The sequence below is a fragment of the Carboxylicivirga sp. genome (assembly GCF_982718395.1).
The window spans coordinates 39307-56834 of record NZ_CEXQWX010000017.1 but is presented as its reverse complement, the minus strand read 5'-3'; the positions used below and the strand labels follow the sequence as shown (position 1 = coordinate 56834).

Sequence of the window (17528 nt, the reverse complement as noted above, 5' to 3'; positions counted from 1 at the left end):
TGCAAAAATGTTTTTCTTCATCATCTTCTTTTGTTTTTAGCCGAACTAAAATAAGCTTTCTACCTCGACTTGTTTCTAGGATTAAACAAATATACAACCAAATTAGTACCTGAGTGTATCATTGATACAATTTGGTGAAAAATCATACTTTCATACCTTAAGACACCTCAAATAGTAAAATGGGTGACAGCTTTGACAAACTTGTTAAGGCGATGTTAAAGAATAATTCTTTCTCCAATTTAATTCAGCATTTATAATTCCGAATAAATATTAATCAGTAGTTTTGATCTGCTGTATAGCATACAGTACAGATAATCTAACAAACTAAAATTCACAAAATGAAACAAATCATTAGTATTCTTCTTGTTGCATTTTTAATGATCGCATGTAATACGAGTAAGAAGAAATCAGACCAGACAGCATCAGAACTAACTGCCATTGAATGTGTCACTGTTGATAATCTTTTGGCAAAAGCTGATCAATTAGTTGACCAGACTATAAAGGTTAAGGGCCATGTAACCCATACTTGCAAACATTCTGGTAAAAGATGCTTTTTGGTCGGGGACAATGAGCAATTTACGGTACGAATAGAAGCAGGTGGCAAGATAACAGGTTTTAACCGCGATCTGGTTGGTAATACTATCGAAGTAGAAGGTGTATTAAAAGAAAGACGACTATCCAAAGAGTACATCGATCAGATGGAACATGAGGTAAAAGAAAAAGTAAAGGAAGACGGATCGGCAGAAACATGCGCTACTGAAATGAACAACATCAACGACATGCGTTCCTGGATGAAGGCCAATAACAAAGACCATTATGCCATATACTTTGTAGAAGGGTTAAGTTATGAAATGGTCGAATAAAACCTTTCGAAAATGGCTGCGAATTATTCATCGTGATCTGGGGTATCTAATGGTGGGCATAAGCATTATCTATGGCCTGTCAGGCTATATTCTTAATCACATGGATGGTGATGATCCGGCTTACGAAACCAACGAAGGAACAATACAAATAGAAAGTAATTTAAGTAAGAAGCAAATTAAACAAATCTGGGCTTCACAACCAGATTTACCCATTCTTAAAAAAGTTTTATCTATTGATAAGGACCATTACCGATTAATGCTTGACGGTGGTATTGGTGTCTATCAAAAAAACAATGGAGAAATTGTATATGAGGAGCATCGAAAAAAACCTCTGGTCTATTTTATAAATAAACTTCACTACAATAAAGTTGGGGGCTGGACCATCATGGGAGATATCTTTGCTTTTTCTTTGATTTTCTTTGCTCTATCTGGTTTATTAATGGTTAAGGGTAAAAATGGACTAAAAGGCAGAGGTAAATGGTATTTATTACTTGGATTTTTAATACCATTCATCTACTTATTCTGGATATAAGAAAACAGGAGGTCAATAAAAAATTGACCTCCTGTTTCATGAATTTTATTTTCTTACTATGGCTTGACAACTTTAAGTGAATAATGTACATCAACCTTATAGTTGGCCGGAAACTTTGGTAAAAGCAACCACTTTCTGTTTTCAAAAACCTTTCCAGGCCGTTGGATCATTGTTGAACCAAATGTTGCAAAATACACATCAATACGCCTGGTTTTATCATTGCGCAACACCTCTATCTTACTGGTTGTTATTGCTTTTTCACCATTCCTGACATACTGTGTGCAGACCACTAAAGATTTCTTATTGAAGTTGATTTTACCAAAATCAATAGTCTCACAAGGAGCGTTGTATTTCATTGGTATTTTCTTGAGTTCTTCCAGGTTGTGAATTACTTCAAAATTATTTATCTGCAGACAAAGGTCAGGATCAATGCTGAGTTCTTTATACACAACAGGTGTTTGTGCAAAAACACTAATATTAAATAATAACATAGCCACTATTATGGGCATGGATTTATTAGCTGCCTTATTCATACCATAAACTTTTCAGATACTGCCCGCCCGATACAAGCAATATGCCCCTTATTTTCAATTTGACTGAGCTTATAGTGTAACAACTACTTCCCAATTCAATAGCTCAGATCTGGATTTTTCGATATAAACTTAAGCTTTTCATCGAAAACAGAAAAATTACTCAACCGCTAATTCCTTTCGATACCGCTTTTGTTTTCTTATAAACAACACAACAAACAACGTTTTAATAATAATTCCAGCCGATAATAGCCAAATATATAAGTGAACAAGGCTTTCCGTTTTTCTGGCATAAATGGCGGTAAAAATAAATGCCAGACCAATTCCCAGAAGAATCATTTCAGGTCCCAATTTGACTAATCCAAAACGAACTCCTAAAATCAGATACAATAATTTTAAAGTTCCACCAATACTAAAACTGATCGCCGCCCAGGGGCCTTGCACGCCTGTAACTTTTAGGATAATTCCCAACAAAATCAGCGTCCCACCTGACATTATTAAGTATTTTATTTTCTCCATAATAACTAATCTCTTATTCCATTTACCAAACAGACACTAAAATAAATAGTTCATTCGTAAACATTCCACTTTCAAACAGGTTTAGTTATACATCGTCAAGAGGATTCTTATATTTGCCTGACTAATAATAATCAACATGAGAAGCTACGGATTTATCATTTTTATCAGCATCATATTAAGCATTCACTTCTTGGTGAATTATTACATCTATCATAGAGGAATTCAATGGCTTGAAACAATACCTTCCCTTAAAACAGCTTTTCGAATAGTCATGCTCGTTTTGGTATTGGCATACCCGGCCGGGCGATTTCTTGAGCGTATCTGGTATTCTCCTGTTTCAAATACCTTACACTGGATCGGTGCTTTTTGGTTTGCCGGAATGCTTTATTTCACATTACTGATATTTGCAGCTGATATTGTTCGAATCTTTAATTTCTTTATTCATTTCCTGCCCAAAACAAACACTGAAGCATTCTATTCTTTAAAATATTATACTGGAATTGGAATAGCATCTGCAGGAATTTTGGTTATTCTCGGTGGATTTTTAAATGCCTGGCATCCTAAAATTCACCAACACAACCTAAAGATAAATAAGCATGTAGATGGGAAGAAGCAATTAAAAATTGTTGCAGCTTCTGACATTCATCTTGGAACCATCATAGGGCCGCGTAAAACACGAAAGTTAGTGGAAACTATCAATAGCTTACAACCTGATATTATTTTGTTTGCCGGTGATGTTGTTGACGAAGATGTGGGGCCTGTTATCCGTCAGAACCTTGGTGAAAGCCTTCGACAACTTCAAGCTCCTTTAGGTGTCTATGCTTCAACTGGTAACCATGAATACATTGGTGGAGCTGATCGATCAGTAAAATACCTCGAAGATCACGGCTTAACAGTATTGCGGGATTCTTGTGCCTTAATCAATGATCAGTTATATATTGTTGGCAGGGAAGACCGGGATAAAAGCCGTGTTAATGGTCCCCGTAAGGAAGTTGCTGTTCTGACAAGTCAGCTTGATCCTAATAAACCAATTATTATGCTTGATCATCAACCTTACCATCTCGAAAAGGCTGCAGAAGCTGGTGTTGATTTGCAAATTTCCGGACACACGCACCACGGTCAACTTTGGCCGTTCGGATACATTACTGAACGTATTTTTGAAGTCAGTCGTGGTTACTTACAAAAAGATAATAGTCACTTTATTGTAAGTACAGGATTTGGTACCTGGGGTCCTCCTGTTCGTACAGGCAATAGACCCGAAATTTTAGAAATTACCCTTAATTTTAAATAGTATTACTGAACAGCTATAACTAAACCGGAATTCTCTATATTATCCTGAAGTGTTTCGGTTTCAATCATTTTCTGTATTTCCTTAAGAGCTTTAGTCATTTTTAATTTATTGGATGAATTAGAGCAGTATGACACAACACCTTTCAAAGCCTCAGCCTGAAGCTCTGACAAACTTAATTCATCTTTATACTCGATATAGTTTAATGCAAAAAACACCTGATAAACTTCCGACTGCTCAGTGCTTTCCTCAAACAATTCCTCAAGTGAGTAAGACTGGGCATACACAGCAGACATCCAGTCTGAAATATATTCGGTAGCCAACCTGCGCTGATTATCTTTTTTATCGTATCGAACACCTGTCAGATAACAGCAACATTCTAAAGCTGCTTCTTCGGCTTCCTCATATTGGTTGGTCTCATTTACATCAATATCCTTTAAATAAGAAAAATCCTGGGCATTAAGTGAAACACTGGTAAAAATGATTAAAACAAAAAACACTAAACGATTCATTATCCTAAATTAAATTCAACAATTACATAATCTCCACGTAATTACGCCACTAAGGATAAACGTTTAATTTATTTTGACAAATACCACTTCCTATATGATAAAAGTATAATATCCTAAGATTAAACATTTTAAGAGAGATATGCCAGATGAATGTTTTAGATAAGTTTATTATCCAATTTGGTATAGATAATTTACTTCTATTATGGGTAACGAAAAATCATATCTTTGCATGATATTTGTAGTAAGATTCTGACCTAAAAATAAATCTTCAAAATTGAAATGAGCCGATATCACATAATCTACCTAATAATATTTTTAAGTTTTAATGCCTTCTCTCAAACCGTACATGTCAGGGATAAACAAAGCCACCAACCTCTCGAATTAGTTACTATTTTCTCCCAATCAGCGCAAGTAAATACAATTACGAATATGAAGGGCCAAAGCAGTCTGAACGAATTTGAAGGGCTGGAAAGTATTGTATTTCGCCTAATTGGATATGAAACGGTTGAGTTAAGCTATGAAGAAATTAAACGAAAAGGATTTAAAATATATATGGAGCAGTCTGAGCTATCGCTGGACGAAGTAGTTGTTTCAGCCACAAAATGGAAACAAGGACGACGCGAGACGCCTGCTAAAATATCTGTATTAAAACCCAAAGAAGTCAATTTCTTAAATCCCCAAACAGCCGCCGATCTGATTGAAATGACAGGCGATGTTTACCTTCAAAAAAGTCAAATGGGAGGCGGAAGTCCTATGATCAGAGGATTTGCCACCAACCGGATTTTGATTGCCGTTGATGGTGTGAGGATGAATAATGCTATTTTCAGAGCGGGTAATATTCAAAACATTATCTCCCTTGATCCCTTTGCAACACAACGTGCTGAAGTCATCTTTGGTCCAGGATCCGTAATCTATGGAAGTGATGCAATCGGTGGAGTAATGGGGTTTTATTCATTTGATCCGATCTTGTCGCACGAACCTAAAAAAAACATTCTCAAAGCTAATGCCTTAACCCGTTACTCTTCGGCCAACAGGGAAAAAACAGCTCATGCTGATTTCAACCTGGGATTTAACAAATTGGCATCTTTTACTTCCATTAGCTATTCTGATTATAGTGATATGCGAATGGGGTCAAATGGACCTGATGACTATCTGCGGTATGAATATGTTGAACGAATCGATAACGAAGACATCATTGTTAATAATGGTAATAATAAAATACAGACTCCAAGCGAATACAGCCAAATAAACCTGATGCAGAAGTTTAAATATATGCCAAGCTCAAATTGGCAATTTAATTATGGTCTGCACTATTCAGAGTCATCCAATGTACCTCGATATGATCGTTTGATCATGTATAACGATGAAGGTGAGTTAAAATATGGAGATTGGTACTATGGACCTCAAATGTGGATGATGAATAATTTGAACATTCAACATTCTGCTTCAAACAAGTATTTTGATCATTTACAGATTTTAGTGGCTCATCAGTATTTTGAAGAAAGTCGTCATAGTAGAAAAATTTATAAAGATGATATTACACGCAGAACCGAAAAGGTTAATGCAATCAGCGTAAATCTGGATTTCGAAAAGCAATTGAATAGTGGTGACCGACTCTTTTATGGAGCCGAGTTAATTAGCAACAAAGTAGCATCTGACGGTTTAGAAGAAAATTTAATTAACGGCGACATCGTAGATGCTGCATCACGCTATCCTGACGGTTCGGTATGGACATCCTCTGCTATTTACAGTAGTTACTTAAAGAACCTGACTCCTAAAACCAATCTGCAAGCAGGCCTCCGATACAATTATATCTATATGAATGCTGAATTTGATGACACTTTTTATGATTTTAACTTCAGTCAGACTACTATCAATACCGGAGCACTCACAGGAAGTCTTGGTCTAATCTATAATCCCAATGACAACTGGCAATTAAGCAGTTCTGTTTCCACGGGATTCAGAGCTCCCAATATCGATGATGTAGGTAAAGTCTTTGACTCCGAACCTGGCTCTGTTGTTGTTCCTAATCCTGATTTAAAACCCGAGTATGCGATCAATGCCGAACTGGGAGCTGCTGTTGTTGTAGTTAAAAAGTGGAAAATTGATATGGCGGTCTATTACACACACCTTACTAACGCAATGGTCAGACGCGATTATCACCTTAATGGAGAAGATAGCATCCTTTATGACCACGAGTTGAGTCAGGTACAAGCCATTCAGAATGCAGCCCACGCTTACGTTTACGGCATTCAGGCTGGTGTGGAGTATAAATGGAAAAATGGCTTTAGTGCATCATCACGATTCAATTATCAGAAAGGAGAAGAAGAACTGGAGGATGGTAGCTATTCTCCACTACGCCATGCAGCACCCTGGTTTGGAACAACTCATATAAGCTACGAGCAGAAGAAAATTAAAGTTGATGTATACGCACAATATAACGGAGAAGTCGCATTTAGCAACATGCCAATGTCAGAAATTGCCAAGGACTACCTGTATGCAAAAGACAAAAATGGAAATCCATACAGTCCCGGATGGACAACTCTTAACCTGAAAGCTCAATATGCAATCAATAATTCTGCCACACTAACTGCAGGTATTGATAATATTACTGATGAAAGGTACAAGACTTATTCTTCTGGTATTGCTGCACCCGGTCGAAATTACATCATTTCTTTAAGGGTTTCTTTATAGGAGTTAGTCTTTAATTTTCTAACTGTTTAAAGTTAATTAATCACAAAAAACTCAGGTATATTGGTTGACATACGTTGATTATCCAAAAATCAGTCTATCTTTGCGCCTCATAAAAAATAAGGACCACTCCGGTCACTTTCGGTAGCACAGTCGTAGCGTAATTGCTAAATCCGGGTAACAGCTGCATGGACGTGGAAGCGGGTGGATAAAGAGCAAATTATGCAGACATTTAAAGAAACAGGACTTCCAGAGGAAATCCTAAGTGCTATTGGTGAGCTTGGTTACGAAACTCCAACACCTATCCAAAGCAAAACAATCCCTGAGATTTTAAATTACGGTAACGATCTGATTGCACTGGCTCAAACCGGTACCGGTAAAACAGGAGCTTTCGGACTTCCGGTTATTCCTCAGATTGAGCGAAATGAAAAGAACGTACAGGCACTGATCTTGTGTCCTACGCGTGAACTTTGCCTCCAGATTACCAAAGATTTAAAGGATTACGCTAAAAATTATCGTGACCTATACATTACACCAGTTTATGGTGGTGCTGAAATACGAACACAGATCAAATCTCTGAAAAGAGGTACTCACATTGTTGTTGGTACACCAGGACGTATGAACGACCTGATTAACAGAAAGGCTATTCAATTGGGTGATGTACGCTGGTTAATTCTGGACGAAGCTGACGAGATGCTCAATATGGGTTTTAAAGATGACCTGGAAAGCATCATGGCACAAACTCCTGAATGGCGTCAAACATTACTATTCTCAGCAACAATGCCACCAGAGATTGCCCGCATGTCGAAAAACTACATGCAGGATCCGGTAGAAATAAGCGTTGGTAAGAAAAACCAAGGGGCCGAAAAAGTTGATCACCATTTTTACATGGTACAAGCACACGACCGTTATCGTGCTCTAAAACGTATTGTTGATGTAACACCTGATGTTTATGGAATTATCTTCTGTCGTACTCGTCAGGAAACTAAAGATATTGCCGATAAATTAATGGCAGACGGTTATAATGCTGATGCTTTGCATGGAGATTTATCTCAGGCACAGCGCGATTTGGTAATGCACCGATTCCGCAAAAAGCATTTGCAACTCCTAGTGGCAACAGATGTAGCAGCACGTGGTATTGATGTGAACGACCTGACGCATGTTATTAATTATAACTTGCCGGATGACATAGAAGTTTATATCCATCGAAGTGGACGTACCGGACGTGCTGGTAAAGAAGGTGTTTCTGTATCCATAATCCACTCGCGCGAAATGCACCGCATCAAGGCCATCGAAAAGATTGCCAAGAAAGCATTTGTACGCAAAATGGTGCCAAAAGCTGATGAAATCTGTGAAAAACAGCTGTTTCATTTCCTTGAACGAGTTGGACAAACAGAGTTGGAAGAAACTTCACCTGTAAACACCCTTTTACCATCGGTGTATGAGAAGCTGGCCGAAATGGATAAGGAACAGTTAATTAAACAGTTTGTTGCTGCGGAGTTCAATCGCTTTATGGAATATTATAAGGATGCACCGGATTTAAATATTAATAAAGAAGAAGGTGGCAGAAAAGGACGTCTTGACAGGGATAATGTGAAGTTCAGTCGTTTATTCCTGAATATCGGAAAAACTGATAAATTAACTTCTGGTGAGGTAATTGGTTTGATCAACAGCAATATGAAAGGTATTACTGTTAAAATTGGTAAGATTGAATTACTTCGCAATTTCTCTTTTATTGAAGTAGATAAAGAGTATGAGCAGGAATTGATTAAAAAGCTCAATAAAGCCAAGCTAAAAGGTAAGAAAGTAAGTCTTGAAGTGGCTTCACCAAAGCCGGCCAGACGAAAAAACAAAAGACGATAGTCTCAAAGTACTAATTATAAAGAAGCCGTTTTCAAATTATTGGAAACGGCTTTTTATATCATTTAAACTGTATTTATTCAATCAACAAACTAAATGTTTGGAATAACTTAAAGTGATTTTCGGGATTTGATGAATCAAGCATACCGTAAACATACCCTTCCTTGTAAGCAATTTTGACCATTCCAATGTATGGATCATCAAATACATAGAATTTCTCTTTTAGCTTCTTTTTATACTTCACACGATTAAAATACTTCTCCATAATTGCCCGGCACTTTTCATCAGATCCCTTGAATGCAAAGAGTCTTAATGTCTCACCTGAATCCATATATTTAACTGTGCAAACTCCATTAAATCCTGATAATCCCATAAAATTCTGCGGCATATAACGTTCGCTATGCTCCATCTTTCCTTCTATCGGAAACAGATTAAACTCCTGAGGTAAGCTACAGTGTTTGCAAACTTTTTGAGCAACAGACTGTGCAAACTCTATAAAATCATCATCAAAAACTTCGGGCCGACCATTATAAACTTTGACGTAATATTCATCGGCTAAAAAGAAGATTGAACCACTCTCAACAAAACCTTGTGCTCCGATTGAATGCAGTTTAACGCCTTGAGGTCGCTCTTCGGAATATATTCCAAATGCCTTTAGATTTTCACCGTGTCGATACAATTCCAGCGTTAACATGTGCCCCATTTCATTTTTGTAATCAACTACCCATAAATCTTGGAAATCATAACCAAGATAAAAATCTGATGCCCCATTGATATAGTCATACAGGTTGGCACGCGAAAAAAACTGCTTTTCTCCCTCAACAGTCCATCCTTCAATTGCTGTAAACTTTTCGGGATAGCTTTGTGCCGAACCAAGACTACTAATGATAAATAACGCGATTATTAAAATATACTTCATGGTAATATGGATCATTTGTTAACCTGGTTTTTACAATTATCAACATACTTTCTGAAGATTTGATTTCGTTCACTATACAAGTTCAGAAACCTATTTACCAAAAGTATAATGGTAATGAATGCAGCAAGTCCAAACAATATTGGAATAAGTGCAAAAAATGGTGTAATTCCGAATAAAGGTATCATTGGAAATTTTAATATTTAATTAAACAATAAACTCATCAGGCACATTTATAAGACGACTAACATTCTGAACCTTCTCTCCCACTGCAAAGTCCTTAACACAAGTAACAGTGCAATCTGAACAGTTTGAACAAGGATCACTTACCATGCCCATACCGGCCAATAACTCTTTGGCTTTACTCATGTCTCGGTAACCATAGGTATACATGTAGGAACGCATTATTTCAGGTATCGGTAAATTCTTACGGCACTGACCATCGCACTGATTACAGGCATTGCAGTATAAACCGGCATAGTCGCGTGCAAACTCCAGATCTTTCTCTTCATCTTTAGTCAACTTAAGCTTCTCCATGATACTCCAGCTTTCTTCCAACTGATCAATAGTGGCCACACTTGGTATCGAAGTACAAATATTTTCATTCTGCAATGCCCATTTTAATGCGGCCTTTGTATTCACAGGTTTCGTTTTTTCTTCATCCAGGAATCCACCTGCCATGGTTTTCATTGCAATAAAACCTATACCTTCAGCCACTCCTTCTGCTATTGCTTTATTTAATTCATTAATATGATCCTGCTTAAAATTGTATGCAGTCAATACCACATCATAAATTTCAGCTTCTATTGCAGCACGAATCACCTCCGGTTCATTCTTATGGGTTGATACCCCTAAAAACTTACACTTGCCTTGTTCCTTAGCCAGTTTCAGGGCCTTAATTATTTCTGGATGCTGAACTGCCTGTTTGGTCGATACGGCATGAACATAAAGTAAATCAACCGACTTGACTTTCAGTCTTTCCAGACTTGTGTCAAACATTTTCAGAAAATTTTCAGCCGTGCATCCATCACCAATCATACCGGTTTTTTGATCCATATCGTCAGGGTAAACTTTGGTAACGGTAAACAACTGACTTAAATCCTGATCACTCAAGGCTTCACTCAACATCGTTTCATGCTTTCCCTTTAGGTAAACATGGGCTGTATCAAAATGCTTCACGCCCTTGGCTAATCCAGCTTTAAACATACTTGGATCTTTCATGGCACCCATACTTACAATCGGAAGCTTGACACCTGTGCGTCCCAATGTTCGATAAATAATCTTGTCTTTCTTTTTGGATTTGGCTTCAGCAGTGTGAGGTAATAAGGTAGCACCAGCCAATCCGGCAGCAGTCATCTTTAGAAAATGACGCCGATTGCTATTGTTTGATCTGTTCATGATAGTGGGTTTTGTAAAGGAAGATGTAAGGTATATAAAATTGTGTTGCTTTTGAATATTACCATTCAATTACAGAGGAGTTTAGAAACATTCTTAACAAGCAATACGAACCGAAACAGTCGCAGAACTCTTGTCAAAGATTGAAATTGCCATCTGTATGGCCGATATTGTTATATAGAAATTAATAAAAAACTAAACACATGCATATACTAATTACAGGAACCAGTTCAGGTATCGGTCATGGATTGACACAAGAATACCTGGCAAGAGGTGCAAAAGTATGGGGCATCAGTCGCCGCATCACAGACGATTTAATAAAAGAAGCCAATTATCATCACATTCAGCTGGATTTAACCAATCATAAAGCTGTTATAGAAAAACTACCTGATTTTATTGATGATAGTAAGCGTTTCGACATGGTTATTCTCAATGCTGGTATTTTAGGCCCTGTTAAGTGGATGAGCGAAGTCGACACTGAAGCCATGCAACGTGTGATGGATGTAAATGTATGGTCAAACAAAGTATTGTTAGATCTGCTTTTTAGCCTGGGAAAAGATATTCGTCAGGTTGTAGGCATGTCAACCAAAGCATCGCTACGCAGCACACCCGGCTGGGGACCGTACGCTGTTTCAAAGGCGGCGCTCAATATGCTGATGAATGTATATGCTAAAGAGCATAATGAAACACATTTTATAGCCTTTGCTCCAGGCCTGGTTGACAGCGAAATACAAGAAACCATCTGGAATATAAAAGAAACAGACAAATACCCGGCAGTAGAAAAATTGCAGCAAGCCCGTTATACCGAAGATATGCCCGACTCTAGAGCTGCCGCTTCAAAATTGATTTGGGGGATGGAGAAAGCCAGGGAACTGGAAAGTGGTTCATTTGCTGATGTGCGTGAGATGTGAGGGATAAATGATTAGTTGTTAATAATTAGTGATGAGTACTTTAAGGCTCATATAAAATTAGGCTATGGCAAGAAAAGTAAAACGACAGTTAAGTCTTCTTGAGGTAATCAGCGTATCTTCGGGTGTGATGATCAGCTCCGGTTTGTTTATCTTACCTGCCATAGCCTACACCCAGGCTGGTCCTGCCATGGTGCTTTCCTATATAATTGCCAGCCTGATGATTATTCCTACCGTATTATCAAAGTCGGAACTGGTAACAGCTATGCCGGTTACCGGTGGTATTTATGTGTTTGCCGACCGTAGTATGGGTCCATTGATGGGTACTATTGGCGGCCTGACTGCCTGGATATCCCTGGCCTTTAAATCGGCCTTTTCGTTACTGGCCATGGGCATATTTGTTATACTGCTCAAACCAGATATTACAGAAATGCAAATGAAAATCATTAGTGTAAGCTGGTGTTTGATTTTTACGGCACTCAACATTAAAGGAGTCAAGTTTTCGGGGCGCTTTCAAACCATAACGGTGCTTATTCTCTTTTTTATCCTTCTCCTGTACATCATTGTCGGGGCGTTTTCTGTTGTTCCCAATAGATTTATTCCTTTTGCACCCAATGGAACAAATTCTGTTTTTATGACAGCCGGTTTGATCTTTATTGCATTCTCGGGCACCACTAAAGTTGCTGCAATTGCCGGCGAAGTTAAAAACCCTGGTCGTAACCTGCCCTTAGGAATATTTTCTTCATGGGGCATTGTTTCAATATTATATGTTGCTGTTGTTTTCATAACCGTTGGCATTCTTAGTCCTGACGAGTTAAGCGCTACGTTTACCCCAATATCAATTGGCGGTGGTAATATTATGGGGCATTTTGGCATTGTGATAATGACATTTGGTGCGTTGCTGGCTTTCATATCAACCGGTAATGCCGGTCTGCTGGCAGCCTCTCGCAATCCATTGGCCATGGGGAAAGATGAACTGTTGCCCAATATTTTTACGCACATAACAAAGAGAGGAACACCTGCTGTTGCCATCCTTTTTACATCAGCTATTATGATTGCAGTAATTCTGTTTCTCGATATCGAAACATTTGTTAAAACTGCCTCTGCGCTTAAGCTGGTTCTGTTTATCATTGCCAATGTAGCTCTGATTTTTATGCGCGAAGCCAATATCAATCATTATCGTCCCAAATATATTTCACCGTTTTATCCCTGGGCTCAAATCATTGGCATTATATGCTATATATTTCTGCTTTTTGAAATGGGAACAATGCCGCTGTTGCTTGTTATTGTGTTTATAGCTTGCGGAGCCGCCTGGTATTTTATCTATGCTCATGGACGCATCAAAAGAGAATACGCTCTGCTACATATAATTGAACGATTAACCGGCATTAGAACAATCGATCAATTGCTTGAAGAAGAACTCAGAGAAATACTGGTTGAAAGAGATGGGACCACGCGCAAGTGGTATAGCAAACTAATTAAACAACAAACTATTACATTTTTAGACTCCAATTACTTACCTGATAACTTTTCTCAACTTGCAGCAAAACTGCTGGTTGACAAACTTAAAACCAACCAGGAAGAGCTTAACAAAGTAATATTTGATAAACTCAATAATTCCGACTGTATTATTACTGATGGTGTGGCCTGTTTGTCTATTCCAGTTAAAGGTCATCGAAAATTTGATTTGATGTTGTTTAAATCAGATGAAGGAATTCAGACGGAACATTCAGCCCCGTTGCATGCTCTTTATATTATTGCCTATTCCAAGGATGAATGGAATTTACAGCTGCATACCCTAAAAAGGCTTATCGAGACAAGTAATGCACCTGAGTTTAAGCTTCAGTGGCAACAGGCTACAAGTAACAAACAACTTCTCAAACTCTTATTACAACACAATTCATATTAGAATCAAATAAATTATAGGATTTCTGACTTAATAGCTGTCAGGAGATTTGTACACTGACAGATTCCCTGCATCGTAACCTTGGTTATCCAAATGAATTTCCTTTCCTGACAAAACTCAAATCCTGATAACAAATAACTTCTTACCTTAGTCGGGATGAAAACTCAACAATAAACAATTCTATAATAAATCACATTTAATCATGAAACAACTTGCTTTGTTAGCATTAGTTGTCTTTCTGACAGGAGCCTGTTCAGCTCCGCAAAAAGCAGATAAAGAGACAACTTTCACCAACCGTAATTTAAAGGTTGATAGTGAAATTATGACCCCTGAAGTACTTTGGTCATTCGGCCGGGTTGGAAGCGTGGCCGTATCACCCGATGGAAAAACAGTGGCCTTTACCACTACTTATACAAAAATAGAAGAAAACAAATCCTACTCCGATATCTATACCATGCCGGCTGAAGGTGGGGAATTTAAACAAATAACCTTTACTAAAGGCGGAGAATTTGAAGTTAACTGGCGACCAGACGGTGCTAAAATAACCTATTTATCAGCTGAATCGGGCGATGTACAACTATGGGAAATAAATCCAGATGGAACTCAAAAGCAACAAGTTACTAAAATAGAAGGTGGCATTGAAGGCTACAAATATTCACCTTCGATGGATCGAATTGCCTTTGTCAAAAGCGTAAAACTGGATAAAACGGTTCACGACTTGTACCCAGACTTAAAGCATGCTGATGCCCGCATAGAAGATGACCTAATGTATCGCCATTGGGATCATTGGGTAGATCCAACATATTCACACATCTTTTATATCAAATATGCTAATGGCACAACAATGGGCAACGCAACTGATATTATGGAGGGCGAACGTTACCATTCACCACTAAAACCATGGGGCGGTATGGAGCAGGTAACTTTTACCCCAGATGGTAACAGCATTGCCTATACTTGCAAAAAGAAAGTGGGCATGGAATCAGCATTCTCTACCAACAGTGACATCTACCTGTATAATATTAAAGATGAAAAAACTGCGAACCTGACTGAAGGTATGATGGGTTATGATATCGCTCCCGTATATTCACCTGACGGCAGATATCTGGCATGGGAAAGCATGGAACGTGATGGTTACGAAGCTGACCAGAATCGCCTGTTTATTATGGAATTGGCAACCGGCGATAAAAAAGACTATACGGCCAATTTTGATCAAAATGTACATGGGTTAACGTGGACACCAGATAGCAAACACATCTATTTTACAAGTGAGGATAAGGGTTCGAAAGAAATCTTCCGCTGCGATATGGCAGACAACAATATCTCACAGGTTACTGATGGTATTCACAACTACAACTCTGTTGCTGTTGCTGCTAAAGGCTTAATTGCCACGCAAACATCCATGAAGCACCCAACAGAAATCATCAATGTAAATATTGAAACTGGTGAAGGTACGAACATCTCAAAGGTCAACGAGCCATTGCTTAGCCAATTGAAGATGGGTGATGTTGAAAAGCGCTGGATTAAAACAACCGACAACAAAGAGATGCTGGTTTGGGTGATTTACCCACCTAACTTCGATAAGAATAAGAAATATCCTGCCATATTATATTGTGGCGGTGGTCCGCAAAGCATGGTTAGTCAGTTCTGGAGCCTGCGCTGGAACTTCCAGATGATGGCTGCTAACGACTATATTATTGTGGCGCCTAACCGTCGTGGATTACCAGGTTTTGGTCAGGAATGGAATGAGCAAATCAGCGGTGATTATGGCGGCCAAAATATGAAAGATTACTTCTCAGCCATTGATGCTGTTTCTAAGGAACCTTTTGTTGATGAAAATCGCCTTGGTGCTGTTGGGGCCAGCTATGGTGGTTACTCGGTATACTGGCTGGCTGGTAATCACAACAAACGCTTCAAAGCCTTTATCTCACATTGTGGTATTTTCAACTTCGAGCAAATGTACAGCACAACCGAAGAGATGTTCTTTGTGGATTGGGATTACAAAGGCAACTACTGGGATAAGAGCAATAGGACAGCTATGCGTAGTTATGCCAACTCTCCTCACAACTTTGTGAAGAATTGGGATACACCAATGCTGGTAATTCATGGAGCTAAAGATTTCCGTATTCCTTATACTCAAGGTATGGGAGCCTATAATACAGCAAAAATGGTAGGTGTACCTGCCCGCTTCTTATATTTCCCTGAAGAAAACCACTGGGTACTACAATGTCATAATGGAATCTTATGGCAACGTGAATTCTTCCGCTGGTTAGATACGTATTTGAAGTAGATTTCAGACATAAGATATATAGACACAAGAAACCCGCCGGCTATATTAGTTGGCGGGTTTCCGTTTATGCAGCTATCTCCAATCTTAGAAGTTCGGTAAACCGGTTAACATTTCTCCGGTTTTTAGGTAATGATTCATGGCCTTTTCCCACGAATCCATCATCACATCGTATTCAACTTTAGTAAACTTTTCCAGTGCCTTATCTCCTATTTTGCTGAGTGAAGTTTTTCCATAAGTCAGAATTGCCATAGTTTGACGATCAGATAAAGGCGTAAGCTGTATTTCCAGTTTAGTTACCAATACACGCGGAACATGGTAATACATCACTACACGCCCCTTTTCAACATCGTAATCGTTTACAATCCATACAACATCATTTTCTCCGTGTGAAGTAATAAACAGGGCATCTTTCTCGACCACACCACAATTACTGTAAACAGCCTTTGGTGCCCAATTCTCACACCAATCTAATTCCTTTACAGGACAGTAAAGCGGCATTATTTCTTCAATGGTTCCGTTTATGGTCTGTTCGTAGGTATGCGATACCCTGTTTGGTTTTTCTATTTTCATCTTTGTTTTGATTTTACTTCGGTTAATTAATGAGTGATGATTATGGTTTGCCTCTTCCTGACATGAATTGAAAATAAACAGCCCAATAATCAGAAACGACCATAGCTTATTTTTTTCGCTCATAATAGCTGTGTTTGTATTAATAATATCAATGCAAACATAGAAGTTATGAACACGCTTTTCATTTACATTTGTTGAGAAAATGCCTTTCGCACCCGGCTTAATTGAGTTGGTGTCATTCCTAAGAAACTGGCAATATAGTAATGTGGAATACGGTTTAACAGATTTGGATACTCATTTAAAAACCATTTGTATTTAGCTGCAGTGTCGCCTGTTATTAATGCTTGAATCCTTGAGTTGTTCTGCTGATTGAGCTTTTGAAAATTATAAAGAATAACATTAGTCAATTCTGTATCTGCGTTAACGTGCGAGAATACTTCCTGATAGTTGGCAACTGACATAAAACAATCTTCCATGGCCTGAATATTCATCGTAGCCGGAATGTTGGGAATATAATTACCTGAAACCAGGTTACCTTCCATAAAAAAATGAGTGGTTACTTCCTCTCCATCGTTGTTTAAAGTATATCCCCGAAGAATCCCTTTTGTTAGTTGTCCTATCCTATAGTTAGGTTGACCTTCTTTTACAAAAAAGTCACCTTTATCAAGGTCCAGATTACTATGCAGAGCATCATTAAGCATTGTCGAATATAGCTATTAATTCGCTGTGAATTAAAGAAAACTACCAT

The 17528-nt window shown here is 38.2% G+C and carries 15 protein-coding genes; 8 read left to right on the top strand and 7 right to left on the bottom strand.

The window, feature by feature from the left end:
* Positions 1-338: 338 nt before the first annotated feature.
* Positions 339-863, top strand: coding sequence for a hypothetical protein (locus AC4MRQ_RS05615; protein WP_491196672.1), 525 nt, complete (start codon positions 339-341; stop codon positions 861-863).
* Positions 847-1395 carry a PepSY-associated TM helix domain-containing protein gene (locus AC4MRQ_RS05610; protein WP_491196671.1) on the top strand — a complete coding sequence of 183 codons (549 nt, stop codon included), beginning with the start codon at positions 847-849 and terminating at the stop codon, positions 1393-1395. The genes AC4MRQ_RS05615 and AC4MRQ_RS05610 overlap by 17 nt, the downstream gene beginning before the upstream one ends.
* Before the next feature lie 56 nt (positions 1396-1451).
* On the opposite strand, the gene AC4MRQ_RS05605 is transcribed toward AC4MRQ_RS05610, so the two are convergent.
* Both AC4MRQ_RS05605 and AC4MRQ_RS05600 read right to left on the bottom strand, forming a co-directional pair.
* Complete coding sequence (locus AC4MRQ_RS05605; protein ID WP_491196670.1) at positions 1452-1928, bottom strand: hypothetical protein; 477 nt, start codon at positions 1926-1928, stop codon at positions 1452-1454.
* A gap of 156 nt (positions 1929-2084) precedes the next feature.
* Positions 2085-2444 carry a hypothetical protein gene (locus tag AC4MRQ_RS05600; protein WP_491196669.1) on the bottom strand — a complete coding sequence of 120 codons (360 nt, stop codon included), beginning with the start codon at positions 2442-2444 and terminating at the stop codon, positions 2085-2087.
* Between the two features lie 136 nt (positions 2445-2580).
* Between AC4MRQ_RS05600 and AC4MRQ_RS05595 the strand changes: the two genes are divergently transcribed.
* Positions 2581-3735: a metallophosphoesterase gene (locus AC4MRQ_RS05595; RefSeq protein ID WP_491196668.1), complete on the top strand. Its 1155-nt coding sequence runs from the start codon at positions 2581-2583 to the stop codon at positions 3733-3735.
* 2 nt (positions 3736-3737) lie between these two features.
* Here the strand turns inward: AC4MRQ_RS05595 and AC4MRQ_RS05590 are convergent, their stop codons facing one another.
* Positions 3738-4244, bottom strand: coding sequence for a hypothetical protein (locus tag AC4MRQ_RS05590; protein ID WP_491196667.1), 507 nt, complete (start codon positions 4242-4244; stop codon positions 3738-3740).
* A 279-nt stretch (positions 4245-4523) separates the two neighbouring features.
* Here AC4MRQ_RS05590 and AC4MRQ_RS05585 point away from each other — a divergent pair, with 279 nt between their 5' ends.
* Together AC4MRQ_RS05585 and AC4MRQ_RS05580 are read left to right on the top strand one after the other, a co-directional pair.
* Positions 4524-6938 carry a TonB-dependent receptor gene (locus AC4MRQ_RS05585; RefSeq protein ID WP_491196666.1) on the top strand — a complete coding sequence of 805 codons (2415 nt, stop codon included), beginning with the start codon at positions 4524-4526 and terminating at the stop codon, positions 6936-6938.
* A gap of 219 nt (positions 6939-7157) precedes the next feature.
* The gene (locus tag AC4MRQ_RS05580) at positions 7158-8798 is read left to right on the top strand and encodes a DEAD/DEAH box helicase (RefSeq protein WP_491196665.1); all 1641 of its coding nucleotides are present in this window, start codon (positions 7158-7160) and stop codon (positions 8796-8798) included.
* 73 nt (positions 8799-8871) lie between these two features.
* Here AC4MRQ_RS05580 and AC4MRQ_RS05575 read toward each other — a convergent pair whose 3' ends face one another.
* Both AC4MRQ_RS05575 and AC4MRQ_RS05570 read right to left on the bottom strand, forming a co-directional pair.
* Positions 8872-9714: a DUF6599 family protein gene (locus tag AC4MRQ_RS05575; protein ID WP_491196664.1), complete on the bottom strand. Its 843-nt coding sequence runs from the start codon at positions 9712-9714 to the stop codon at positions 8872-8874.
* 204 nt (positions 9715-9918) lie between these two features.
* Positions 9919-11109 (bottom strand): aldo/keto reductase, encoded by a 1191-nt coding sequence (locus tag AC4MRQ_RS05570; RefSeq protein WP_491196663.1) that lies wholly within the window; start codon positions 11107-11109, stop codon positions 9919-9921.
* 200 nt (positions 11110-11309) lie between these two features.
* Between AC4MRQ_RS05570 and AC4MRQ_RS05565 the strand changes: the two genes are divergently transcribed.
* From AC4MRQ_RS05565 to dpp5, 3 genes are all read left to right on the top strand, one after another.
* Positions 11310-12017, top strand: coding sequence for an SDR family NAD(P)-dependent oxidoreductase (locus AC4MRQ_RS05565; protein WP_491196662.1), 708 nt, complete (start codon positions 11310-11312; stop codon positions 12015-12017).
* Positions 12018-12081: 64 nt separating this feature from the next.
* Positions 12082-13923: an APC family permease gene (locus tag AC4MRQ_RS05560; protein ID WP_491196661.1), complete on the top strand. Its 1842-nt coding sequence runs from the start codon at positions 12082-12084 to the stop codon at positions 13921-13923.
* 199 nt (positions 13924-14122) lie between these two features.
* The gene (gene dpp5, locus AC4MRQ_RS05555; RefSeq protein ID WP_491196660.1) at positions 14123-16210 is read left to right on the top strand and encodes a dipeptidyl-peptidase Dpp5; all 2088 of its coding nucleotides are present in this window, start codon (positions 14123-14125) and stop codon (positions 16208-16210) included.
* Positions 16211-16294: 84 nt separating this feature from the next.
* On the opposite strand, the gene AC4MRQ_RS05550 is transcribed toward dpp5, so the two are convergent.
* Together AC4MRQ_RS05550 and AC4MRQ_RS05545 are read right to left on the bottom strand one after the other, a co-directional pair.
* Entirely contained in the window at positions 16295-16903 is a 609-nt protein-coding gene (locus AC4MRQ_RS05550) for a hypothetical protein (RefSeq protein ID WP_491196659.1), read from the bottom strand.
* 62 nt (positions 16904-16965) lie between these two features.
* Positions 16966-17481 (bottom strand): Crp/Fnr family transcriptional regulator, encoded by a 516-nt coding sequence (locus AC4MRQ_RS05545; protein WP_491196658.1) that lies wholly within the window; start codon positions 17479-17481, stop codon positions 16966-16968.
* Between the last annotated feature and the right edge of the window lie 47 nt (positions 17482-17528).

Coding starts and splice junctions, on each gene's coding strand:
- AC4MRQ_RS05570 (WP_491196663.1), bottom strand. CDS start 11,109: ATGAACAGATCAAACAATAGCAATCGGCGTCATTTTCTAAAGATGACT.
- AC4MRQ_RS05605 (WP_491196670.1), bottom strand. CDS start 1,928: ATGAATAAGGCAGCTAATAAATCCATGCCCATAATAGTGGCTATGTTA.
- dpp5 (WP_491196660.1), top strand. CDS start 14,123: ATGAAACAACTTGCTTTGTTAGCATTAGTTGTCTTTCTGACAGGAGCC.
- AC4MRQ_RS05580 (WP_491196665.1), top strand. CDS start 7,158: ATGCAGACATTTAAAGAAACAGGACTTCCAGAGGAAATCCTAAGTGCT.
- AC4MRQ_RS05615 (WP_491196672.1), top strand. CDS start 339: ATGAAACAAATCATTAGTATTCTTCTTGTTGCATTTTTAATGATCGCA.
- AC4MRQ_RS05565 (WP_491196662.1), top strand. CDS start 11,310: ATGCATATACTAATTACAGGAACCAGTTCAGGTATCGGTCATGGATTG.
- AC4MRQ_RS05585 (WP_491196666.1), top strand. CDS start 4,524: ATGAGCCGATATCACATAATCTACCTAATAATATTTTTAAGTTTTAAT.
- AC4MRQ_RS05610 (WP_491196671.1), top strand. CDS start 847: ATGAAATGGTCGAATAAAACCTTTCGAAAATGGCTGCGAATTATTCAT.
- AC4MRQ_RS05595 (WP_491196668.1), top strand. CDS start 2,581: ATGAGAAGCTACGGATTTATCATTTTTATCAGCATCATATTAAGCATT.
- AC4MRQ_RS05545 (WP_491196658.1), bottom strand. CDS start 17,481: ATGCTTAATGATGCTCTGCATAGTAATCTGGACCTTGATAAAGGTGAC.
- AC4MRQ_RS05575 (WP_491196664.1), bottom strand. CDS start 9,714: ATGAAGTATATTTTAATAATCGCGTTATTTATCATTAGTAGTCTTGGT.
- AC4MRQ_RS05590 (WP_491196667.1), bottom strand. CDS start 4,244: ATGAATCGTTTAGTGTTTTTTGTTTTAATCATTTTTACCAGTGTTTCA.
- AC4MRQ_RS05560 (WP_491196661.1), top strand. CDS start 12,082: ATGGCAAGAAAAGTAAAACGACAGTTAAGTCTTCTTGAGGTAATCAGC.
- AC4MRQ_RS05550 (WP_491196659.1), bottom strand. CDS start 16,903: ATGAGCGAAAAAAATAAGCTATGGTCGTTTCTGATTATTGGGCTGTTT.
- AC4MRQ_RS05600 (WP_491196669.1), bottom strand. CDS start 2,444: ATGGAGAAAATAAAATACTTAATAATGTCAGGTGGGACGCTGATTTTG.